The organism is Pseudochrobactrum sp. Wa41.01b-1 (assembly GCF_019464455.1).
GTDB classification, from domain to species: domain Bacteria; phylum Pseudomonadota; class Alphaproteobacteria; order Rhizobiales; family Rhizobiaceae; genus Pseudochrobactrum; species Pseudochrobactrum saccharolyticum.
Map to the genome: position 1 here is coordinate 369,885 of NZ_CP080493.1, position 22,878 is coordinate 392,762.

Annotated in this window: 22 protein-coding genes and 1 tRNA gene; 15 read left to right on the forward strand and 8 right to left on the reverse strand. The window is 51.0% G+C overall.

Translation table 11 applies throughout. The features are described 5' to 3' along the window. Positions 1-354: 354 nt before the first annotated feature. From K1X45_RS01715 to K1X45_RS01730, 4 genes are all read left to right on the forward strand, one after another. Positions 355-792, forward strand: coding sequence for an iron-sulfur cluster assembly scaffold protein (locus tag K1X45_RS01715; protein ID WP_220159617.1), 438 nt, complete (start codon positions 355-357; stop codon positions 790-792). Between the two features lie 5 nt (positions 793-797). Continuing rightward, positions 798-1,160 (forward strand): membrane protein insertion efficiency factor YidD, encoded by a 363-nt coding sequence (gene yidD, locus K1X45_RS01720; RefSeq protein ID WP_220159618.1) that lies wholly within the window; start codon positions 798-800, stop codon positions 1,158-1,160. 152 nt (positions 1,161-1,312) lie between these two features. Further along, complete coding sequence (thrS, locus tag K1X45_RS01725) at positions 1,313-3,280, forward strand: threonine--tRNA ligase (protein ID WP_075655266.1); 1,968 nt, start codon at positions 1,313-1,315, stop codon at positions 3,278-3,280. 60 nt (positions 3,281-3,340) lie between these two features. Further along, entirely contained in the window at positions 3,341-3,907 is a 567-nt protein-coding gene (locus K1X45_RS01730; RefSeq protein WP_220159619.1) for a hypothetical protein, read from the forward strand. Here K1X45_RS01730 and hspQ read toward each other — a convergent pair. After that, on the reverse strand, positions 3,904-4,242 hold the full coding sequence (hspQ, locus tag K1X45_RS01735) for a heat shock protein HspQ (protein WP_022712123.1): 339 nt from the start codon (positions 4,240-4,242) through the stop codon (positions 3,904-3,906). The two genes, K1X45_RS01730 and hspQ, sit on opposite strands and share 4 nt — an antisense overlap. Next, positions 4,239-5,510 carry a UbiH/UbiF family hydroxylase gene (locus K1X45_RS01740; protein ID WP_220159620.1) on the reverse strand — a complete coding sequence of 424 codons (1,272 nt, stop codon included), beginning with the start codon at positions 5,508-5,510 and terminating at the stop codon, positions 4,239-4,241. Before K1X45_RS01740 ends, hspQ begins: the two co-directional genes overlap by 4 nt. Before the next feature lie 301 nt (positions 5,511-5,811). Here K1X45_RS01740 and pcsA point away from each other — a divergent pair, with 301 nt between their 5' ends. From pcsA to K1X45_RS01770, 6 genes are all read left to right on the forward strand, one after another. Beyond that, on the forward strand, positions 5,812-6,564 hold the full coding sequence (gene pcsA, locus K1X45_RS01745) for a phosphatidylcholine synthase (RefSeq protein ID WP_022712121.1): 753 nt from the start codon (positions 5,812-5,814) through the stop codon (positions 6,562-6,564). Positions 6,565-6,579: 15 nt separating this feature from the next. After that, a complete protein-coding gene (locus K1X45_RS01750) occupies positions 6,580-7,554 on the forward strand; it encodes a quinone oxidoreductase (RefSeq protein ID WP_220159621.1) in 975 nt (324 codons plus the stop codon). Between the two features lie 167 nt (positions 7,555-7,721). Next, positions 7,722-9,281 (forward strand): ABC transporter ATP-binding protein, encoded by a 1,560-nt coding sequence (locus tag K1X45_RS01755; RefSeq protein ID WP_220159622.1) that lies wholly within the window; start codon positions 7,722-7,724, stop codon positions 9,279-9,281. Then, a complete protein-coding gene (locus K1X45_RS01760; RefSeq protein ID WP_151159202.1) occupies positions 9,281-10,372 on the forward strand; it encodes an ABC transporter permease in 1,092 nt (363 codons plus the stop codon). The genes K1X45_RS01755 and K1X45_RS01760 overlap by 1 nt, the downstream gene beginning before the upstream one ends. 3 nt (positions 10,373-10,375) lie before the next feature. Continuing rightward, positions 10,376-11,296: an ABC transporter permease gene (locus K1X45_RS01765; RefSeq protein WP_075655254.1), complete on the forward strand. Its 921-nt coding sequence runs from the start codon at positions 10,376-10,378 to the stop codon at positions 11,294-11,296. Between the two features lie 85 nt (positions 11,297-11,381). Next, positions 11,382-12,449, forward strand: coding sequence for a BMP family ABC transporter substrate-binding protein (locus K1X45_RS01770; protein WP_121992570.1), 1,068 nt, complete (start codon positions 11,382-11,384; stop codon positions 12,447-12,449). A gap of 57 nt (positions 12,450-12,506) precedes the next feature. Here K1X45_RS01770 and K1X45_RS01775 read toward each other — a convergent pair whose 3' ends face one another. The 4 genes from K1X45_RS01775 to K1X45_RS01790 form a co-directional block, all read right to left on the reverse strand. Then, positions 12,507-12,971: a DUF1203 domain-containing protein gene (locus K1X45_RS01775; protein ID WP_220159623.1), complete on the reverse strand. Its 465-nt coding sequence runs from the start codon at positions 12,969-12,971 to the stop codon at positions 12,507-12,509. 164 nt (positions 12,972-13,135) lie between these two features. Further along, complete coding sequence (gene bfr, locus K1X45_RS01780; RefSeq protein WP_022712114.1) at positions 13,136-13,621, reverse strand: bacterioferritin; 486 nt, start codon at positions 13,619-13,621, stop codon at positions 13,136-13,138. Continuing rightward, positions 13,587-13,898: a (2Fe-2S)-binding protein gene (locus K1X45_RS01785; protein ID WP_220159624.1), complete on the reverse strand. Its 312-nt coding sequence runs from the start codon at positions 13,896-13,898 to the stop codon at positions 13,587-13,589. Before K1X45_RS01785 ends, bfr begins: the two co-directional genes overlap by 35 nt. Positions 13,899-14,390: 492 nt before the next feature. Continuing rightward, positions 14,391-16,508: a TonB-dependent receptor domain-containing protein gene (locus tag K1X45_RS01790; protein ID WP_220159625.1), complete on the reverse strand. Its 2,118-nt coding sequence runs from the start codon at positions 16,506-16,508 to the stop codon at positions 14,391-14,393. 443 nt (positions 16,509-16,951) lie between these two features. Here K1X45_RS01790 and K1X45_RS01795 point away from each other — a divergent pair, with 443 nt between their 5' ends. From K1X45_RS01795 to K1X45_RS01810, 4 genes are all read left to right on the forward strand, one after another. Beyond that, the gene (locus K1X45_RS01795; RefSeq protein WP_116087995.1) at positions 16,952-18,022 is read left to right on the forward strand and encodes a hemin-degrading factor; all 1,071 of its coding nucleotides are present in this window, start codon (positions 16,952-16,954) and stop codon (positions 18,020-18,022) included. A 192-nt stretch (positions 18,023-18,214) separates the two neighbouring features. Continuing rightward, the gene (locus K1X45_RS01800; protein WP_245293603.1) at positions 18,215-19,108 is read left to right on the forward strand and encodes a hemin ABC transporter substrate-binding protein; all 894 of its coding nucleotides are present in this window, start codon (positions 18,215-18,217) and stop codon (positions 19,106-19,108) included. Between the two features lie 167 nt (positions 19,109-19,275). Beyond that, positions 19,276-20,442: an iron ABC transporter permease gene (locus K1X45_RS01805; RefSeq protein ID WP_255560474.1), complete on the forward strand. Its 1,167-nt coding sequence runs from the start codon at positions 19,276-19,278 to the stop codon at positions 20,440-20,442. A 2-nt stretch (positions 20,443-20,444) separates the two neighbouring features. Then, entirely contained in the window at positions 20,445-21,236 is a 792-nt protein-coding gene (locus K1X45_RS01810; protein WP_220159626.1) for a heme ABC transporter ATP-binding protein, read from the forward strand. A gap of 162 nt (positions 21,237-21,398) precedes the next feature. Here K1X45_RS01810 and rirA read toward each other — a convergent pair whose 3' ends face one another. Then, positions 21,399-21,863, reverse strand: coding sequence for an iron-responsive transcriptional regulator RirA (rirA, locus tag K1X45_RS01815; protein WP_022712105.1), 465 nt, complete (start codon positions 21,861-21,863; stop codon positions 21,399-21,401). Between the two features lie 244 nt (positions 21,864-22,107). Continuing rightward, positions 22,108-22,566: a YbaK/EbsC family protein gene (locus tag K1X45_RS01820; RefSeq protein WP_220159627.1), complete on the reverse strand. Its 459-nt coding sequence runs from the start codon at positions 22,564-22,566 to the stop codon at positions 22,108-22,110. A 217-nt stretch (positions 22,567-22,783) separates the two neighbouring features. Here K1X45_RS01820 and K1X45_RS01825 point away from each other — a divergent pair. Then, positions 22,784-22,873 (forward strand) — tRNA-Ser (locus K1X45_RS01825). Positions 22,874-22,878: the final 5 nt, after the last annotated feature.

Consider the following 22,878-nt stretch of genomic DNA (forward strand, 5'->3'; position numbering starts at 1 on the left):
TCTCTCTGTGGAGAGACGAGTTAAACGGACACTGTTACGAAGCTTGCTCAGGCGGTAATCTTAGCTGTACCGCTGAAGGCTTGGCATTTATGTCGGGGCAGTTATCTGGCGTTTTGCAGAATACAGCCAAAGGCCTGCTCTGCCTGTTTGCATTGACTGTCGCGGAAATATCCGCAAAAGGCAAATGCCTGTCCTATATAAAGTATGTCGAAGATATTAAAAGAGCAAAGACAGCCGATTTATGTCGTATTTCGGTTGTGCTATTCTCTATAGCGGCTTGAAATGAAATATTTATATAGCCACTTATACAATCATGTCCGGCAATGCGCCGGAACATGCTGAAGGAGAAACCGGATGATCAATGATATGTATAATGCCCGGATTCTCGAATTTGCCGGTAACATTCCGCATATTGGTCGTCTTCAGTCGCCGGATGCAACAGCGAAGGCGCATTCAAAACTGTGCGGTTCTACCGTGATTGTCGATCTTAAAGTCAGAGACGGCATTGTCGTGGATTTCGCGCATGAGGTAAAGGCTTGTGCTTTGGGACAGGCGACATCCTCGGTGATGGCACGCCATATTATCGGCTCCACAGAAGCGGAATTACGCGCTTTGCAAGTGCAAATGACTGCAATGCTGAAAGACAATGGTGCACCACCCGAAGGCCGCTTTGAAGATTTGCGTTTTTTCGAGCCGGTGCGTGACTATAAAGCCCGTCATGCATCCACTTTGCTGACATTTGACGCTGTAGTTGACTGTCTGGATCAGATTGCCGCCAAAGCTGCCGTGTAAGCGATATGTGCCCGCAGTCTGAAACTAAATCCCGTAAAAAATACAGCCGTAACTATCAGGGCGCATGGCGTAAAACACCGGATCGTTTGCTGGGAACAGGGCTTGTGCGGCTTTATCAGCTGACTTTATCCGGCTTCATCGGTAATTCCTGCCGCCATATGCCTACCTGTTCCGAATATGCCTATGAGGCTATTGCCCGTTACGGTTTGTGGACCGGCGGCTGGATGGGCTTGTTTCGGGTTATGCGCTGCGGACCATTCGGCACCTGCGGCATAGATCGCGTGCCGGAAGCGCTGGAGCCACGCTATAAATGGTATTTTCCGTGGCGTTATTGGCACATTTCCGCTGCAAAACCCGATAATGACTAAGCTTTTACGGTGGAAAGGTTTATTTCCCCGTTTAGATTGATTATAGAGACGCTGCCGGTCGCATCTGCACTTCGTTTTGCAGGAGCCGGAAAGCTTTTATTTTGCTCTAAATAACCACCCGCAATCGTTGGCGGGACTGGATGAGGATGACAATGTCTGATCTTATTACTCTCGAATTTCCCGACGGCTCACAGCGCGAATATGATCCGGCCATGACCGGTCTGGCGCTTGCCGAATCCATCTCCAAATCACTGGCCAAGAAGTCTGTCGCCTATGCGGTCGACGGCACCGTGCGTGATTTGTCCGAGCCGCTTGGCGCATCAGGCAAAGTCGAGATTCTCACCCGTGAAGATCCGCGTGCGCTGGAACTGATCCGCCACGACTGCGCACACGTTCTGGCTGAAGCAGTGCAGGAGCTTTTCCCTGGCACGCAGGTCACAATCGGACCGGTTATCGAAAACGGCTTCTATTATGACTTCGCCCGCAATGAGCCTTTCACACCCGATGACCTGCCGGTTATCGAAAAGAAAATGCGTGAAATCATTGCCCGTAACAAGTCGTTCACACGCGAAGTCTGGACACGCGAAAAAGCCAAGCAGGTTTTCTCCGATAAGGGTGAATCCTATAAGGTTGAGCTGATTGACGCGATCCCTGAAGGTCAGGATCTCAAGATTTATTATCAGGGCGACTGGTTCGATCTCTGCCGTGGTCCGCATATGGCGTCCACAGGCCAGATCGGCAATGCGTTCAAGCTGATGAAAGTTGCCGGTGCTTATTGGCGCGGTGACAGCAACAATCCGATGCTGACACGTATTTACGGCACAGCTTTCGCGAATGATGCTGATCTGCAGCAATATCTGACAATGCTGGAAGAAGCTGAAAAGCGCGATCATCGCCGTCTTGGCCGTGAAATGGATCTGTTCCATTTTCAGGAAGAAGGTCCGGGCGTTGTGTTCTGGCATTCCAAGGGCTGGCGCATGTTCCAGAGCCTTGTCAGCTATATGCGCCGGCGTCTCGACGATCATGGCTATCAGGAAGTCAACGCACCGCAGGTGCTGGATAAGTCTCTTTGGGAAACATCCGGTCACTGGGGCTGGTATAAAGACAACATGTTCAAGGTCACCACTGCCGGTGATGACACTGAAGATGACCGCGTTTTCGCGCTGAAACCGATGAACTGCCCGGGTCACGTGCAGATTTTCAAACATGGTTTGAAATCCTATCGTGATCTGCCGATCAAAATGGCGGAATTCGGTAATGTGCATCGTTATGAGCCATCCGGCGCACTGCATGGTCTGATGCGTGTTCGCGGCTTTACGCAGGATGATGCGCATATCTTCTGTACTGACGAGCAGATGGCCGATGAATGCCTGCGCATTAACGACCTGATCCTCTCGACTTATGCCGATTTCGGCTTCGATCAGATCACCGTGAAACTCTCCACACGTCCTGAAAAACGCGTGGGTGATGATGCGCTGTGGGATCGTGCGGAAAGCGTCATGGGCGAAGTGCTCAAGACAATTGAAGCCAATTCCGGCGGCCGCATCAAAACCGGTATTCTGCCTGGCGAGGGCGCGTTCTACGGTCCTAAGTTCGAATATACGCTGAAAGATGCGATCGGTCGTGAATGGCAGTGCGGTACAACACAGGTTGATTTCAATCTGCCGGAACGCTTCGGTGCATTCTATATCGACAACAATTCCGAGAAGCAGCAGCCGGTTATGATCCACCGCGCTATCTGCGGCTCGATGGAGCGTTTCCTCGGTATTCTGATCGAGAACTTTGCCGGTCATATGCCGTTGTGGTTCGCACCAATTCAGGTTGTTGTGGCAACGATCACTTCGGAAGCGGATGAATATGGTCAGGAAGTCGCTAACTTGTTCAAAAAAGCAGGCTTGCAGGTGACAACCGACTTCCGCAACGAGAAGATCAACTACAAGGTGCGTGAGCACTCGCTGCAGAAAGTGCCGGTCATTTTGGTGCTTGGTAAGCGTGAAGCAGAAGAGCGTACAGTGAATGTGCGTCGCCTTGGCTCCCGTGATCAGACACCTATGTCGCTGGATGAAGCGCTGAGCTCATTGCGCGAAGAGGCAACACCGCCTGATCTTCGCCGCGCATAATCGATATAAAAAAGGCCGGAGCAATCCGGCCTTTTTGTTTATTGTTTAAAGCAGGTATCCATGCGCAGCACCCCGTTTTCACAGTTTTGGAATAGCCTGCTGTCAGGTTCATTGCCGTTGATGTATCTTTTGCGGGAAGAAAAACGGCAGCAATGGGTACGTTTTTACGCATTACCTGAAGGAAAGCGCTATCCTTCTAATGTTGCTGAGCAGCAGGAGATTTTAGAGCGATTTAACAGCATTGCCTCTGCAATTTTCACTGATAATGAACCACTTTGGTTGGTGTCTGATACTGAAACTGAAAAATCCGCAACCAGTAAAACTTTAAGCTTTCTCAGGATGGGCTTTAAAAGTTCAGGTATAAAAACATATTTTGACAATGATGGAGATAAGTGCAAATCCCGTTTTCTCTATAAACAAGATCATTGGAAAAGCGGCGCATTTGACGAGCTATTTCCTCTCATTCTTCATGGGAAAATATCAGGCATTTTGTTTGTAAATCAAAAAGCGCAGCTATTTTATGTTTATGACGGCGGAATGGATGTCATCCTGCCGGATAGTCTGCAACTCAATCACCTCAAAGAGCGGTTTGAACAATGGCGCTCACCGCTTTTAAGCGGACTTTAATTCAGAGGTGCAGCTTTAAAGCGATATTCGCCCTGACTGTCGATGTCGAAATAGTCACCGATTTGCGGATGACGCAGCGGTTCACCGCTTTCATCTTCTTCCAGATTTTGCTCGGAAACATAGGCCACGTAATCCGTTTCCTCATTCTCCGCGAGCACGTGATAAAACGGCTGCTCACGTTTCGGACGTGAGGCTTCAGGAATGGACATGTACCATTCTTCCGTATTGGCGAATTCCGGATCAACATCGAAAATGATACCGCGAAACGGTAACAGGCGATGACGCACCACCTGTCCGATCTGGAAACGTGCATATTTTACTTCAAAAGCACTCATTGTGATCCGTCGTGATGTGGCGTGACAGTTGGCAGTGTCGTCTTCTTATTTGCTGCGGAGAAAGACGGCAGCAGGGCTTTGAAGCCGCCACCGGGACGCAGCCCCTCACGCATGAAGAAAGCACGCAGCGGCGGTACAACACGCAGGACTTCCAGTCCTGTGCCGCGAATGATCTGCGCAGGCAGGAAGTCTGACAGCAGCGTGCGGTTCAGCACATCGACCGAGCCGGTACGTGCCAGAATATCAGGGCGGCGACCGCTGTCATAGGCGCGGATAACGCGATCAGAACCGGCATCCTCTTTGTCTTTGCTCAAAGCGGAGATCAGTGTTTCTACATCACGAGTGCCGAGGTTCAGGCCTTGTGCACCGATTGGCGGGAAAACATGCGCTGCTTCGCCGATCAGAATGGTTCGCTTGGCTGCAAATTTCAGCGGCACCAGACCGGAGAGCGGCCATGCCTGCTGTTTGGTATTAACTGTAATCTGCCCCAACATGGATTGCATTTTTGTTTCAATCTCACGGGCAAGCTGCTCGCTGTCCAGTGCCATCAGCTTTTCAGCGTGGCGCGGATTGGCAACCCAAACGAGGCTGGAGCGATTGCCGGGTAGCGGTACCTGCGTGAAAGGGCCGTCCTCGGTGTGAAACTCGGTTGAAATATTTTGATGGGGTACTTTATGGCTAAACGAGCACACAACTGCCGTTTGCGGATAGCGCCAGCGGCGGGTTTGAATACCGGCTGCATCACGCGCTAAACTGTTGCGGCCGTCAGCTGCCACGACCAGTGGAGTGGTCACAACCTGTCCGTCGCTGAAAGTGACAGAAATATTGTCGCTATTGTGCTGATAGGCGGTAGCATTGCTGAAATTACGGGCAATGCGCGGATGCGCGGTTACAGCTTCATGCAGCACACGGTTCAGCACCAGATTGGGAATATTATAGCCGAAAGCTTCCGTGCCGATTTCGGAAGCGCGGAATGTCACCGCAGGGCTGCGGATCAGTCTGCGCGTGCCGTCAACAATGCGCATGGAGGCGAGGGCGGCTGTATCCGGACGGATCGTCTCCCAAACGCCGAGACTGTCGAGATATTCAATAGCAGGCATCATCAGTGCTGTGGTGCGCCGGTCATCCTGATCGCTTACCGGACCCGCAAGCAGAATATCATAGCCCGCCTGCGCCATCGCCAGTGCCGCAATCATTCCCGCAGGGCCGCTGCCGCTCACAAGAATGCGCGCCGAAGTGAACTCTGATGAATGAACGGAGCCTGACATAATGCACCTCTATGTTATCCGGTTTTTGACAATCAAACAGTCAAATCACCGGAATATCCTGCTAATTTTTAAAAACCATAAGCAGATTTGCCTGCTCATTCTTTTAGGCCATAAGTCGCCGTTACGACACTAAAAACATATGCTTAAAGCGGAGATAGTCACGAATAGCAGGTAACTTCTTTGGATGAGCGACATTTTGTCTGTTTTTCAAGTCAGCTTTTCTTGCACTTTTGGTGTTTTTCGACAAAAGCTGTCAGGACTGATAATTCATTAATTTTTTGTAACAGAATCGGCAAAGATCTTGAAAGCGAAACTGACAGACAAACTGAAAGCTAAAAAAGTCACTCTGCCTCAGGTCAGGGCTTTTTCTGTTCACCTGTTAACGGCTTCCGGCTCCTTTCTGGCCTTTCTGTCACTGGTTGCTGCCAGTGAAGAAAACTGGACGGCAATGTTTCTCTGGCTCGGGCTGGCACTTTTCGTCGATGGTATTGACGGGCCGATCGCCCGCAAGCTGGAAGTGAAATATGTGCTGCCGAACTGGTCGGGCGAGCTTCTTGATAATATCATCGATTATGTCACTTATGTGCTGATCCCTGCCTTTGCGCTCTATCAGAGCGGCTTCATGGGACACGGCTTGTCATTCCTGTCCGGTGCGATCATCGTTATCAGCAGTGCAATTTATTATGCTGATACCGGCATGAAGACCAAAGAAAACTTCTTTAAGGGTTTCCCTGTGGTCTGGAATATGGTGGTCTTCACCCTGTTCATCGTTGGCCCAGGTGAGTGGACAGCCTTTGCGGTTGTGGTTGTCTCGGCGATCCTGTCTTTCATGCCGCTGAATTTTCTGCATCCGGTGCGCGTGGTGCGTTTGCGTCCGCTCAATCTCACAGTGTTTCTGCTGTGGTGCGTTTTCGGTGTGGCGGGTATTTTCTATCAGATGGATGCGCCGCTCTGGGTGCGCATCGGTATCTCCGTCACCGGTATTTATCTCTACTGCATCGGTATCGTGATGCAGTTCCTGCCTAATCTTGGTCTTAAAACTGCTGCGAAATAACAGGGAATTCTGACAATGATAAATGCAATTCTGATCCGTGAAACCGGTGGTGCTGATGTTCTGAAATATGAACAGGTCGAACTCGGGCAGCCTAAAGCAGGCGAGGCACGTATCCGCCATGAAGCGGTCGGATTGAATTTTATCGACGTCTATTTCCGCACCGGTCTTTATAAGGCGCCGCAACTGCCTTTCATTCCGGGGCAGGAGGGTGCAGGCACGGTCGTTGCTGTCGGTGAAGGCGTGACGAAAGTGAAGGCCGGTGATCGTGTGGCCTATACAGGCGCCATGGGCTCTTATGCGGATGAACGGCTGATTGCTGCGGATCGTCTGGTTAAAGTGCCGGATAATATGGATTTGCGCCTTGCCGCATCCATGATGCTGAAAGGCATGACAGCCTATTATCTGATTAACCTGACCTACAAGGTGCAGAAGGGCGATACGATCCTGATCCATGCCGCCGCCGGCGGTGTCGGGCAAATTGCCGGCCAGTGGGCGAAGCATCTTGGTGCAACGGTCATCGGCACTGCCGGATCGCAGGAGAAAATCGACCTCGCACTGTCCCTCGGCTATGACCATGTTATCAATTACCGTGAAGATAATTTCGTCGAGAAGGTGAAGGAAATCACCGGCGGCAAGGGCCTGCCGGTGGTCTATGACAGTGTCGGTAAAGATACGTTCCCGGCATCGTTGCAAGTTCTGCAGCCGCGTGGCTTGTTCGTGAGCTATGGCAATGCATCGGGGCCGGTACCACCATTCGAGCTGGCACTGCTCAATCAATATGGTTCGCTTTATGCAACCCGCCCGACGCTTGGTTCTTATATTGCTACAAGGGAAGAGCTGGAACGTGCGGCGCAGGCGCTGTTTGATGTGGTTGCCAGCGGTGCAGTCAAAATCAATGTCAATCAGACCTATGCATTGCGGGATGCCGCACAGGCACAGCGTGATCTCGAAGCGCGCAAAACCACCGGCACAACGATACTGATCCCGTAAAATCATTTTCAGATTTGAAAAACAATATTCCGGCGAAATCTGATTTCGCCGGAATTTCTTTATGCATCTTGCAAAAAGTGTTCATAGAATTGTTATAAATTACTTTTCGGCTTTCCTATTTTTTTGACTGTGGCATAAGGTGGGCGGAAGAAATGTCTAGGGGACACATGACAGAACCTTCCGCAAAACCTCAACAATTACTGGCTGAGCAATTACTGGATGTACGGCGTTTAACCAAACAGTTTGGTGCGCTGAAAGCATGTGACCAGATTGATCTGACGATTGAACATGGCGAAATTCACGCGCTGCTGGGGGAAAACGGCGCAGGAAAATCCACGCTTGTTAAAATGTTGTTCGGCTCTTTGCAGCCACAGGACGGCGAGATTTTCTGGAAGGGACGCAAAGTCCGCATGAATAATCCGGCCTATGCCCGCAAGCTCGGCATTGGTATGGTTTTTCAGCATTTCTCTCTGTTTGACAGTCTGACCGCCGCAGAAAATATCGCGCTGTCACTGGATGCGGGTCTCTCCCTCAATGAAGTTGCGCAAAAAGCTTCGCAGATCGGTGAGACTTATGGCCTGCCCGTTGATACCAATGCGCTTGTCGGTGATTTATCGGTTGGGGAGCGCCAGCGCATCGAAATTATCCGCTGCCTGTTGCAGGAGCCGGAACTTATTATTCTCGACGAGCCGACATCAGTTTTGACCCCGCAGGAAGCGGACAAGCTGTTTATCACGCTCAATCGCCTGAAAAGCGAAGGCAAATCCATTCTCTATATCAGTCACCGGCTGGAAGAAGTGAAGCAGATTTGCGACCGCGCAACCGTGCTGCGCCATGGCAAAGTCGTATCCCATTGCACGCCTTCGCAGGAAACCGCAGCGTCGCTTGCCCGTATGATGGTCGGTGAGGATGTGGCACTGGTTGAACGTCCGAAAGCTGAGTTGCAGTCAGCGGAACGAGCGACATTGCTGGAGATTGACGGGCTTTCACAGGCACCGCGCGGACCATTCTCAACGGCCTTACGTAATATTTCCCTGAATGTCGCTGCCGGTGAGGTCGTGGGCATTGCCGGTGTTGCCGGTAACGGCCAGAGCGAGTTTTTTGAAGCTGTATCCGGCGAGTTGCGGCAGGAGCAGGCATCAACCATCCGTATTCGCGGGCAGCAGGCGGGTCTCGCCGGTATCACGCAACGCCGGATGCTGGGTGCAGGTTTTGTGCCGGAAGAACGTCTGGGGCATGGCGCCGTGCCGGAACTGCCGCTGACGGATAATATGTTTCTGTCGCGTTACCGTACCGATGCAAAAATGTTCCTGAAGGGCGGCTGGCTCAAAATCATTTCGCAATCTGCATTGTCTTCCGCTGCCAAGCGCATCAATGCGATGATGGATGTGCGCAAAAATGCGGAAAATCCGGTGGCCGGTGCGCTGTCCGGCGGCAATTTGCAGAAATTCATTATCGGCCGTGAGCTGGATCGCAACCCGTCTGTTCTTGTCGTTAATCAGCCGACATGGGGCGTGGATGCCGGTGCGGCCATGCGTATTCGTCAGGCTTTGGTGGATCTGTCACGTCAGGGCTCTGCGGTGCTGGTCATCAGTCAGGACCTTGATGAATTATTTGAAATTTGTGACCGTATCGCAGTGATGCATCATGGTCAGTTATCCGAAGCCATGCCGCGCGATGTTGTAACGGCTGAAAAAATCGGCCTGATGATGGGCGGGGCAGTCTGATGCGTATTGAACTGATTAAAAGACCACAACCCTCACGTTGGTTCAGTGCAATTTCTCCGCTGTTAGCACTGGCGCTTGCAATGATTTGCGGCGCCATTTTGTTTGCGCTGATGGGGAAAGATCCTTTTGCTGCACTCCATGCTTTTTTCATTGAGCCGCTGCTGGATATGTGGTCGATCCATGAATTGCTGGTCAAAGCCGCGCCGCTGATCCTGATCGCTGTCGGGCTTTCCGTCTGCTACTTGTCGAATAACTGGAATATCGGTGCCGAAGGTCAGCTGACCATGGGCGCGATTACCGGTTCGATCTTGCCGATATTATATCCGGACGTTCAGGGCTGGTATGTTCTGCCGCTGATGCTGCTGATGGGGATGATTGGCGGTGCGCTTTATGGTGCGGTACCGGCGCTTTTAAAAACCCGTTTTAATGCCAATACGATCCTGACCAGCCTGATGCTGGTCTATGTGGCGCAGTTCTTTCTGGACTGGCTTGTGCGCGGGCCATGGCGCAATCCGGAAGGCAATAATTTCCCGGAAAGCCGTCAGTTTCATGAATATGCTGTGTTGCCGGAAATCTGGTCGGCTGCAGGACGTGCGCATTGGGGCTTCATCTTCGCCATTATCGCTGCATTCCTGCTGTGGTTCATGCTGCACAGCACTCTAAAAGGTTTTCAGATCAAGGTTGTCGGGCAAAGCCCGCGTGCAGCGCGCTTCGCCGGTTTCAGTGCGGGCAAGATTACATTCTTTGCCTTTCTGGTCTCCGGTGCACTGGCAGGTCTTGCCGGTATCAGCGAAGTGTCCGGCGCTATCGGTCAGCTGCGCACGACAATTACACCGGGCTACGGCTTTACGGCGATCATTGTTGCCTTTCTCGGGCGGCTTAATCCGCTGGGTATTATTGCGGCCGGTCTGGTGCTGGCATTGTCCTATCTCGGCGGTGAGGCAGCACAGCTTTCTATCGGTATCTCAGAAAAATCCGCGCGCGTGTTTCAGGGGATGATCCTGTTTTTCGTTCTGGCCTGCGATACTTTCATTCACTACCGCATTCGTTTTGTCAGTCGCAGTCAGCATGATCTGCGCGGGGAGGCCTGAGCCATGGATATGACACAGGCAATTATGCTGACCATTGCAACAGCGGCCACACCTTTGCTGATTGCCGCCATCGGCGAGCTGGTCGTTGAACGCTCAGGTGTGCTTAATCTCGGTGTTGAAGGCATGATGCTGATGGGCGCGGTCACCGGTTTTGGTATCGCTCATTTGACCGGCAATGCATGGCTCGGCATGATCGCAGCAATTTTTGCAGGGGCAGCCTGTGCATTGCTGTTCGGTTTTCTGACACTGACACTGGTCACCAATCAGGTGGCAACAGGTCTGGCTCTGACTATTCTGGGGCTGGGGGCATCAGCAGTGATCGGAGAGGGCTTTGTCGGTCTTCCGGGTGTGCGCCTTGGCGCGATCTATATTCCTTATCTGAGCGATATTCCGCTGATCGGTAAATTGCTGTTCGGACAAGACCCGATTTTCTATATCGCATTGCTGCTGGTTATTGGCGTGAGCTGGTTTTTGTTCCGCTCACGGGCAGGGCTTAAACTGCGCTCTATCGGCGACAATCACGGCTCCGCCCATGCGCTCGGTATCAATGTGGTGCGCACGCGTTATCTGGCTGTGATGTTTGGTGGTGCCTGTGCCGGTCTTGCCGGTGCGCAGCTCTCCCTCGTCTATGTGCCGCAATGGGTTGAGAATATGACGGCTGGCCGTGGCTGGATTGCGCTGGCTCTGGTGGTTTTTGCTTCATGGCGGCCTTGGCGCGTGCTGATCGGCGCCTATCTTTTTGGTGCAGTGACGATCGGTCAGCTCCATGCGCAGGCATTCGGCATCGGTCTGCCGCCGCAACTGTTGTCGGCATTGCCATATCTGGCAACAATCATTGTACTGGTGATTATTTCGCGTAACCGCCGCCTGACAATGATGAATACACCGGCATCGCTCGGCAAGCCTTTCGTGCCGGATAGATAATCCGGCGGCCTATTTGTATCAGACCGCTGATACAAAGTCGTTTTACAGTTTTTTGATTACGGACCTTAACAGGAGAACGGGGACAATGAAGAAAACGCTAACAATTCTTGCCACTGCGGCAACGATTGCCATGGCTGGCACCGCCATGGCTGAAGAAAAGCTGAAAGTCGGCTTTATCTATATCGGCCCTCCGGGTGATTTCGGCTGGACCTACCAGCATGACGAAGCCCGCAAAGAGCTTGAAAAAGAACTGGGTGATAAGATCACAACCAGCTATCTGGAAAGCGTGCCGGAAGGTGCTGATGCCGAGCGTTCGATTGAGCGTCTGGCGCGTGCAGGTAATAAGCTGATTTTCACAACATCTTTCGGCTATATGGATCCGACCATCAAAGTTGCGAAAAAATTTCCTGACGTGAAATTTGAACATGCAACCGGCTATAAAACAGCAGAAAACGTATCTGCCTATAATGCGCGCTTCTATGAAGGCCGTTATGTGCAGGGTCAGATTGCTGCCAAATTGTCGAAAAACGGTATGGCTGGTTTCATCGGCTCCGTGCCGGTGCCGGAAGTTGTGCAGGCTATCAATTCCTTCATGATCGGGGCGCAGTCCGTTAATCCGGATTTCAAGGTCAAGATCATCTGGGCAAACTCATGGTTTGATCCGGGCAAAGAAGCAGATGCTGCCAAGGCGCTGATTGATCAGGGCGTTGACATTCTCACCCAGCATACAGATTCCACTGCGCCAATTCAGGTTGCGGCAGAACGCGGTATCAAGGCATTCGGTCAGGCTTCGGACATGATCAAATTCGGCCCTGAAACCCAGCTGACAGCGACAATCGACCATTGGTCGCCATATTATATCGAGCGCACCAAGGCTGTTCTCGATGGAACATGGAAGTCGCAGGACACATTCAACGGCATGAATACCGGTCTGGTTGCCATGGCACCACTAACCAATATGCCAGACGATGTGAAAGCAATGGCTGAAGAAACCATCAAGAAGCTGACCTCCGGTGAGCTGAAGCCGTTTACCGGCCCGCTGAAAAAGCAGGATGGTTCTGAATGGCTCAAAGCCGGTGAAACCGCCGATGATAAAGCAATCGTCAGTATGAACTTCTATGTTCAGGGCATTGATGACAAGCTGCCGCAATAAGCTGCTTGCATGAAGAAATGAAAAGGCTCCGCAAATGCGGAGCCTTTTTTATATGGTTCAGGCGCGGTCAATACGACCGGAATAACAGCCGCGTCCGGCATTATGCGCATGAATATAGGCGGCGTTCTGATCGCTGAAGAGGCGTTCAATTGCCGCTTCAATATCCGTACCCTGCACAACTTCAGCTCTTATAATCATGCCTGTAGCATTATAGGCACGCAAAGACAGGAGCCGCGTGCGCATGACTGAAGGAACCTCGTTGATCCGGTCATAGGCTGCTACTGCATTCTCGCGTATATAAATCGCATGAGTTGCAAAATAGGGTGTTTCGGCGCTTTGACAGACATGGTTGAGCAGCAGCAGGCTTTCACCTATTTCAGCCTCACACATCTCAATACGGTCAGGATAGCCTCTGTCTTCAGCAATCACGCGTAGTGCACGATGCTGTTTCAGTTCATGATCGGGTAAGCCAAATAGGTGGCGAAACGGCTCCGGTGAAAGCCCTGTGATGCGAAAATCCATAGAGAGTCTCCTGTAAATAACAGGAGGATTAAATTGCAGATACAAAGCGGAAACACTGCAATTCTGCTTTTCAAATTCTGATTTGTAAGATTGGTACGGCGTGTATTCGGCAATAAAAAAGGCCCCGCATAGCGGAGCCTTTCATTGCAATCACAATAGCGAATTTATTCAGCAGCATCTGCCGGTGCGGCATTGAGCATACCGTAGCGTTCTTCGCCGATTTTTCCGAGCAATTCGAGCTGGGTTTCGAGGAAGTCGATATGGCCTTCCTCATCTTTCAGCAATTCGTCGAAAAGCTGACGGCTGACATAGTCACCGGCTTCATCGCAGATTTCGCGGGATTTCTTGTAAGAAGCGCGGGCGTCATATTCACCGGCCAGATCAGCTTCCAGAACTTCTTTTACAGTCTGTCCGATACGCAGCGGCGCAACAGTCTGCAGGTTCGGATGGCCTTCAAGGAAAATAATGCGGTCGATGAGGCGGTCTGCATGCTGCATTTCTTCAATCGACTCTTCGCGTTCCTTTTTCGCCAGACGGGTATAACCCCAGTCAGACAGGAGGCGGTAGTGCAGCCAATATTGGTTTACTGCGCCGAGTTCGAGGAAAAGTGCCTCGTTAAGCCGCTCGATGACCTTTTTGTCGCCCTTCATTCCATTTGCTCCCGAATTGTTCACGTAACGCACGAACGCGATCAATATAGACAATGAACTCAGAATCATTGTGCTCGCGCCGAAGATGATATTCTTCAGTCACTCTTATGATCGTTTCAACAACATTTGGGAAGCAGCCGCAGCACCGGCCACGCTTCTTCATAGCATGGTAGACCTTGGTAGGAACAATCAATTGCCAGCAATCTTCATCCAGCATCTGGATGATAGTATTTTCGATTTCTTTGGCAGTAATTACATTGCAATGGCAGACTAGCATGCTGCACCATGCATAGAAAAAGCGGTGTTTAAGCCGGAAAATACGGAAAATGAATTTGAAATATGCAAATGACCTGAAGAAATCATGTTCTGATTTTCATCATGGTCGCTGAAAAAGAAAGCAACCATGGCTGCATTCATAAAATTATACTGATTCATCATTCCTCCAAATGAATGGGTCAAGGCCAAACATTTAAAGTTGCACTGTAACTGTTTGATTTTCTAATGCTTCACAGAGGCGGGCTTGTCAAATTGTGCAGATTAAAACCATTCTAAAAATCAACAATTTAGAATGATTTTAAACCTGAGTTAAATACCCATATTAATTGAACTATTCGGTACGAAAAAAACAGTAGAACAGGAAATTTGCGGTAAAATCATACCACTGTGGCGTGTTGTCACACCGCACATAAAAACGGAATTTCAACAAGATTTTGAAAAAAATAACGCGCCCCGAAGGGCGCGCTGCATCATCTTCTATGTCCGGTTCAACTCAGAACTGGAACTGAGTGGCGACAACGAATGTACGACCCTGACCGGAGCCCGAAGTGCTGAGTGCCGGTGTGTATGTTTTATCAAACAGGTTGGTGACTTTGAGCGACAGGTCAACATTTTCATTGAATTTATAGGTCGCGAAAATGTCTACCAGATCATAAGAGTCGGATTTTGTCGGAGGCAGCAGATTACCCCGTGCATCTGTTGCCGCAACCAGACCGCTGGAAACATAGGAATATTTCACACCGGCAGAGAGCTTCTTATCAAAGAAATAGCCGCCGAGGGTCGCCGCAAAAACATCATCCGGCAGATACTGGCTTGCACCAAGACCCGGTGTCTGTGACGGCAGGTCAGACTTGTTATGGGTGTAGGAAAGGCTGCCGAACACATAATCGGAGTTATAATGTGTTTCGAGTTCAAAACCTTTCACGCGGGATGTGCCCGGCAGGTTAACAAACTGCAGCTTGTTGAAAGTCGTATTCCGCTGCGCTGCGATATAGTTTTTAACATCCATATCAAAGTAATTGGCTTTGAAGCGGATTGTGTCGCCTGCTGTGATCAGATCATCATGCTTCATGTTCAGGCCGATATCCCAGCCGCGCTGTTCTTCAGGCGCGAGATAAGGGTTTGGCACATAGCTGGATGCTGTTCCGCCGGGATGCGTTCCGCCGATCATTGTTTCCTGCAATGTTGGCGCGCGCATTGACTGCGAATAGGTCACATATGGCTGGAGCCAGTCGGTTACATTGTAAGCGAGTGTAACTTTAGGGTTCCACAGGCCTTTGGACTGATTGGCGGAATACATCCCGTTATCTTCAAAGCCCGGAATACCGCTATCGGCTGTACCGTCCAGCTTGTAGAAGTCATAACGCAGACCGGTCAGAACCTGAAGGCGGTCGTAATTCCACTCAACCTGAGTAAAGGCTGCACCGCGGTTCATGCTTGAATCAACCGGATTAACGCCGACTTTCACACCGCCGGTATTATCGTGATTGTATTCAACGCCGTATTTCCAGTCGATATACAGATCATTGACTGTGAAACGGGAAGTGTTGGCGACCGAGAAGCCGATGGATTCATTTTTAATTTCACGGCCAAGGCTCGACAGAGTAGGGCTATTGCCACCGACATAGGTCAGTTTTGTGCTGTTGAAATAACCGTTGATCGCAAGGTCAATCAGATCATTATCGACAGGCTTGTAGACGTAATTGGCTGTAAATGTACGGTTCTGCAGCAGCAGATCATAATCAATTGTCGGCGGCACAGGCATGAAATTCGTCTGTGAAGTGCCGTATTTATTATTATAAATCACGCCGCCAAGTGTCAGCTTGTGATCTTCGGCAAATCCGAATTCTGTTTTGAACAGGCCGGAAGTCATTTCCTGACCGGTTTTATTCTGGGTAATGCCGTCACCGTTTTTATAATCATTGGAATCGCGGCGGCTGAGAGCGGCAACAATGCCCACTTCATTCACGCGCATCGCACCGGCAAGCATTTCAGAGAAGCCGACGCCGTTGCTGCCCCATGATGCGCGGCCGAGAACGCCTTTGTCCTTGCCTTCCATCAATACATCATCAACGCCGAGTGTTTTGAAGTTAACACTACCGGCAAGACCGCTGCCGCCTTCAGTCGTCACTGCACCGCGGGTAATATCAACGGAGGACAGCAGATTCGGATCGATATAGCTGTACCCTTGAGCATCATGTGCTGTGGTGCGGAAAGTCTGCGGTGCACCGTCGATCATCATATTCACGCGGCCGGAGCCTTCAAAGCCGCGAATATTGACCGCAACACCCGGATTGGAACCGTTAATACGGGTGAATACGCCCGGAGTTTCACGCAGAACCGTATCCAGTTTTTCACGGCCGTTCAGCTTGATCTCTGTTTTGGAAATTGTGCTGACCGGTGCCGGACGGGATGTAATATCCTGAGGATTAACGGTTTTAACGTTGATTGTGTTGAGCTGAACATCGCCGGATGCGTTTTCCGCAGCCGGTTTTGCAGTCTGAGCCTGTGCCTGCTGGGCATTGGCTGCGCCAGCCATTACCACAAGGCTGATAGCCGTGCTGCCGAGACCGATTTTAAGATATCTGGAGAGGTTGGAAGGCTGCTGCATTGAAAGTCTCCGCATCGTTGCCGCTTATGGGCGGGGCAAGCAAGGCATTAAAATTGCGTTCGGAACCTTGGCGCTTGCACCGGAAAAATGTTCTCAGCAACAATCAGCAGCTTTTCCGTACTGATCTGCGAGTTCCCTGTTCCCGATGATGCAGGTTCAATTCTGTACTATGCGGAGGCCAGATATCCTCTGTTTTTCCACACAAGTTTATGGACAATCACGTGATTTTTAATATGACGTTTAAAGTCCACTATTGCTTCCAATAATTAATATGATATTTTGTGTCAAGAAAACTTCCTGAAAATAAACAGGATGGTTGCATTGATGCAACGGGGGCCAGAAGGCGCCGATAAACTGATCCGGCAGTTTTGCTGAAAAGCCGGATTTGACGATGACACTAATAGACTGCATCCGGGGGATGTGGTCGGTACAGGCGTATAATAATGACTGCAACGCAAACACATTCTCAGTCCCTGACACCGCAAGATATCCTGCGTCTGCGCAGTGAAAATCCGAAATCCCGTGAGAGGGACTTTGCTCAGGCTCATGGCATTACCGAGGCTGATTATGTTGCTGCCCATGTCGGCACATCTGCTATTCGCCTGAATGTGGACATTGCTGCAATTCTGAACGGCGCAACCACACTCGGCGAAGTTATGGCGCTGACCCGCAATGAAAGCGTTGTGCACGAAAAAATCGGACCTTATGAAAAAGTATCCGTCGGACCGCATGCGTCTCTCGTGCTCGGCAAGCAGATCGATCTGCGTATTTTTCCGAAAGCATGGGCCTATGGTTTTGCTGTAGAGAAAACTGACAGCGAAAATAATATCCGCCGCTCACTGCAGTTCTTCAACAAGGCGGGTGATGCGGTTCACAAAATCCATCTGCGCGATGCGTCCGATCTGGCCGCCTATGAAACACTGGTTGCTCAGCTGCGCTCAGACGATCAGAGCCAGACAGTTGAAACCAAAGCTGCAGCGCAAAAAGAGCCGACAGACATTGATACAGTTGATGTAAACGGCTTCCGTGAACGCTGGACAAACATGACTGACGTACATCAGTTCGTGATGATCCTGCGTGATTACGCTGTCAGCCGCAAACAGGCTGTTGAGCTTGCCGGTGAAGAATTTGCCTGGGAACTGGAAGCCGGTACAGTTGAAAGCATGATGAATACGGTTTCCGAAACCGGCCAGCCGATCATGGTTTTTGTCGGCAATAACGGCTGCATTCAGATCCATACCGGTCCGGTTAAAGAGATCAAAATGATGGGCCCGTGGCTCAATGTTATGGATCCGACTTTCCACATGCATTTCCGCACCGACCATGTTCACACCGTTTGGGCTGTCCGTAAGCCTACCAAAGACGGCCATGTAACATCGCTGGAAGCCTATGACGAGCAGGGCGAAATGATTGCCCAGTTCTTCGGCGAGCGTCACGAAGGTGAAGCAGAGCGCACAGACTGGCGTGAACTGGTTGAAGCGCTGCCGCGTCTGGCACGCTCCGCAGCAGCCTGAAAACTCTGAAAGCCATGCAGGGCGGTTTATGCCGCTCTGCATGGTTCACTTTTAAAGTTGCCCGCTGTCTCCCTTGGCGGTGAATATCATCAATGACGGTCAGGATAGTTATCTTTGGCCGGAACAGTCTCGGATTGACCAATGTCTTTTGCCCGCAGCACTCTTTTTTCATCCCGGATCAGGTCTTATCGTTTGGTTGCAGCTTTTGCTGCCGGTCTGCTTACTGCCACCACAGGCGTTTTGCCGGTCGCCGGTATGATCTCACCTGCACAGGCAGAAGAGGTCAAAACCTTTACGGATACAACACGGCTGGTGAGTGTTGGCGGCGCGCTGACAGAAATCATCTATGCGCTGGGTCTTGAAGACAAGCTTATTGCCCGCGACCGTACCAGTATTTATCCGGAAACAGTCAAAAAGCTCCCTGATATCGGTTATATGCGTCAGCTTTCCTCCGAAGGTATTTTGTCTGTTGCACCGACAGCCATGCTGGTGATTGAAGGCAGCGGCCCTGCGGAAACTATGGATGTGCTGAAACGCGCTTCTGTGCCGATGATTATTGTGCAGGATCAATATACCGCCGAAGGCATTACCAATAAAATCAATGCTGTGGGGCAGGCATTAGGTGCTCAGGATAAAGCCGAGGCTCTGGCGGAAAAAGTCCGCACTGATCTGAAGGCTGTTGAGGCCGCCACCAGCAAAATCACTGAGAAAAAGCGTGTCCTGTTTATTCTGTCCCGTCAGGGCGGACGTCTCATGGCATCAGGGCGGGAGACTGCGGCTGACGGCATGATTAAAATGGCCGGCGGCATCAACGCGATTGACGAATTTCAGGGCTACAAACAGCTGACCGATGAAGCGCTTGATAAAGCTGCTCCGGACATGATCCTGCTGATGAATACCGGTCCTGACAAAGCGTCGAATGATTATTCGGATCTGCTTGCCAATCCGGCGCTGGCTGCCACACCGGCAGGTCGCAACAAAGCTATTCTGGCCATGGACGGGCTCTATCTGCTCGGCTTTGGACCGCGCGCTGCAGAAGCCGCGCGTGATCTGGCAGAAGGCCTTTATGGCAAGGCTGTTCAATAAGACATTGAATTGGTTCAGCCCGTTGCCGGAAAATTATACGGCAGCGGGTAACGCATTCTGAAAAGGTATGAAGCTGTCTTCTGCCGGAATGTGTTTTCATCAAATTTCACATTTGCAGCAGCTTTTCGATCTGCCTGCTGCATGGCTGAAACGGAAAGCATAAGATTTTGACTGATACTGTTGGCGATATGCCTGCTTCCCACTTTGCCAAACGCAACACAGTCGCGGCATCCTCAAATGTGATAAAGCCTGCTGAGAGCGGCAAAGGCGCAGCTGCCCTGCAAGGTGACCGCTCGCGTCAGGCGCGTATTCTGATAGCACTTCTCGCAGTTCTGCTGGTGGCTGTTGCATTGTTCAGCCTGACAGCCGGTGCTTCGCAAGCGTCGAGCTGGTCGGTACTGAAATCTCTGTTCTCATCACAGATCAATCCGGATGATATTACAGCGCAGCGCGATCATATCATCATTATGGATATCCGCCTGCCGCGTATCATTCTCGGCATTCTGATCGGCGCTTCACTGGCTGTTTCCGGTGCGGTTATGCAAGGTCTGTTCCGCAATCCTCTGGCTGATCCGGGACTGGTTGGCGTTTCTTCCGGCGCCAGCCTTGGTGCGATTGTCGTTATTGTTTTAGGCAGCACTTTCCTTGCACCGGTACTCGGATTTCTCGGCATGTATACATTGCCGCTGGCAGCCTTTATCGGCGGCTTGACGACAACATTGATCCTGTATCGTGTTGCCACGCGCAGAGGCAGAACTTCAATTGCCACAATGCTGCTTGCCGGTATTGCGCTTGGTGCCATGACCGGCGCTTTCAGCGGAGTGCTGGTTTATATTGCGGATGACAGACAGTTACGCGATCTCACTTTCTGGGGAATGGGTTCGCTGGCCGGTGCTACATGGATTAAAATTCTGACTGCCGGACCGATTATTGCGCTGACATTGTTTGCTGCTCCGTTTCTGGCACGCGGGTTGAATGCTCTGGCTCTGGGGGAGGCGACAGCCAATCATCTGGGCTTGCCAATTCAGCGTATTAAAAACACAGCAATCATTCTTGTGGCCGCAGCCACCGGTGCCTCAGTTGCAGTCAGTGGCGGTATCGGTTTTGTCGGCATTGTGGTGCCGCATCTGCTGCGCCTCTCCATCGGGCCCGATCACCGCTATTTGCTGCCTGCCTCTGCATTGCTGGGGGCTTCGATGCTGCTGCTGGCGGATGCTGTCAGCCGTACTATTGTTGCTCCGGCTGAAATCCCGATCGGCATTGTCACTGCATTTGTCGGTGCTCCGTTCTTCCTTTGGATTTTGCTGCGTCGCCGTGGTTTGCTGGACTTATAATTATGATAGAAACAAAAAATCTGGCCGTTCAGCTCAGCGGCAAAACCATTTTGAAAAATGTCAATATCACTGCCAGACCCGGTGAGGTGACAGCCATTGTCGGGCCGAACGGCTCCGGCAAGACAACGCTGATCCGTGCACTTTCAGGCGATCTGCCTTATACGGGGCAGGCGCTGCTTGATGGCGCATTGTTTGAAACCTATAAGCCCTGGCAAATGGCTGAACGCCGCGCAGTGCTTCCTCAGAACAGCGCTTTGTCTTTTCCGTTTACGGTACGTGAGATTGTTAATCTCGGCCTGACAGGCGGCCGCTCCGGCCTGACAGCAGCGGAAGAAATCCGTTTGCCGGATCAGGCATTGGAGCTGGTCGATCTGAGCGGTTTTGGCGGCCGATATTATCAGGAGCTTTCCGGCGGAGAGCAGCAGCGCACGCAACTCGCGCGCGTGCTGTGTCAGGTATGGAAACCGGTGCTCGATGGTCAGCCACGCTTCCTGCTGCTGGATGAACCGGTCTCCAGTCTTGATATCCGCCATCAGATCGTGGTGATGGATATTGCCCGTAATTTTGCGGCCAAAGGCGGCGGCGTCATTACGATTCTGCACGATCTTAATCTGACAGCCCTTTATGCAGATCATGTTGTGATGGTGCATAATGGTGAAATAGATGCCAGCGGCTCCGTGGCAACAACATTGACCAATGAGCGTTTGCTGCGGGTCTATGAATGTCCGCTGCAGGTCGGTGTCGCGCCGCCTGCCGGTCAGCCTTTTGTGCTGCCGCATTCGGTATTCGGTTAAAATAAAAAGCCCTGAAACTTTAGTTTCAGGGCTTTTAAAATTCATGGATAAACGGGTTTAGAGCGGTTTACGTCCGGATTGAATCATAGTGCTCGCTCTAGATTCTTTATTTGGTCGCATTATCACGGGCGTCAAGTTGATCCAACTTGACTGTGAAATGCTCTAGTGTGCCGCAGCGACTGCGCGGACTTCCAGCTCATCAATACCCAGCAGCTTGCGTACATTCGGCCGTGCATCAATCAGATCCTGAATGCTGTATTTGCCAAGCACTGTGAAGAAAGCATTCAGTGCTTCGCGCAAAGCAGAATTTAGCGCACAGCTGTCAATCAGCGGGCACTCACTGTCACTGTCGAAGCATTCTGCCATCGCAAAATTATCTTCAGTCACACGCACCACATCAAACAGCGAAATTTCCGCAGCAGGGCGGGCGAGTTTCACACCGCCATTGCGTCCGCGTACTGTTGTGACAATGTTGTTTTCAACGAGCGGCTGCAAAATCTTGAACAAAAACAATTCCGAGACCGTATAGGCCTTGGCGATTTCAGCAATACGGCTGAGACTGCCTTCATTTGCTGCACAATACATCAGCATCCGAATAGCATAATTGGTCTGTCTGGTAAGACGCATTTCAGGTCCTTTCCCGCAGCGCATCAGGGCGCTGCTAAAAACATGAGCGCAGTTTAGAACTATTCTGAATAAATATGAAGTCCTGTTTTGAAATTAAAGTCACTAAAATTAATCATGTTTTAGTGATTTTGCACAGCCCTTGTTTTAAAGTCACATTCTGGTGAGCGTTTACAGGCCGTAATTTTGACTTCAGCCAAATCGAAACTGCTGATTCCGCAAGTGAGTTGCAATATCTGTCAGAGGCTTACTGACACACATCCACCCATTTTGCATTGGTCAGTTCAGCCAGACGATGCGGATTAATGCGCACAGCACTGTTAACAGCACCGGCCGCAGGCAAAACCTCTTCAAAAGCTTTCAGCGAAACGTCACAATAGATTTTCAGATGTTCAGCAACACCAAAAGGGCAGACCCCGCCGACAGGATGGCCTGTGGCCTCCAAAACAGAATCAAAATCCAGCATGCGCGGCTTGTTCTGAAACTGATCTTTGAACTTGCGGTTGTCGAGCCGTGCATCGCCGCGGGCAACAAGCAGGATGATATCTTCACCAAGTTTGAGTGAAAGTGTTTTGGCGATTTGTGCCGGCTCCACATTATGAGCGGCAGCCGCTTCAGCAACAGTTGCAGTGCTGGTTTCCATCTCAATAACCTGCACATCCGGTGCTTTTTCAGCGAAAAAGGCTTTCACAGTTTCAAGGCTCATGAGATTTCCTGTGCGCTTTCGTCAGAACAGTCACATCAAAGGGGAATGGTTCTGAATTTCGGGATTGCTCGCATGATGGTACAGAACATCATCCAGTCTCAACAATTATTTGCAAACAAGCACAATAATTTAAGCGGAGGCAATTGACGAAACGACAAGAGTGCCTGTATGTAGCCTTCATTCGCCATCACAGTGCGTTTCAGGCTGATTTGCCTGAGGAGGGGTGGCCGAGTGGTTTAAGGCACCGGTCTTGAAAACCGGCGTGCGGGAGACCGTACCGTGGGTTCGAATCCCACCCCCTCCGCCATTTCA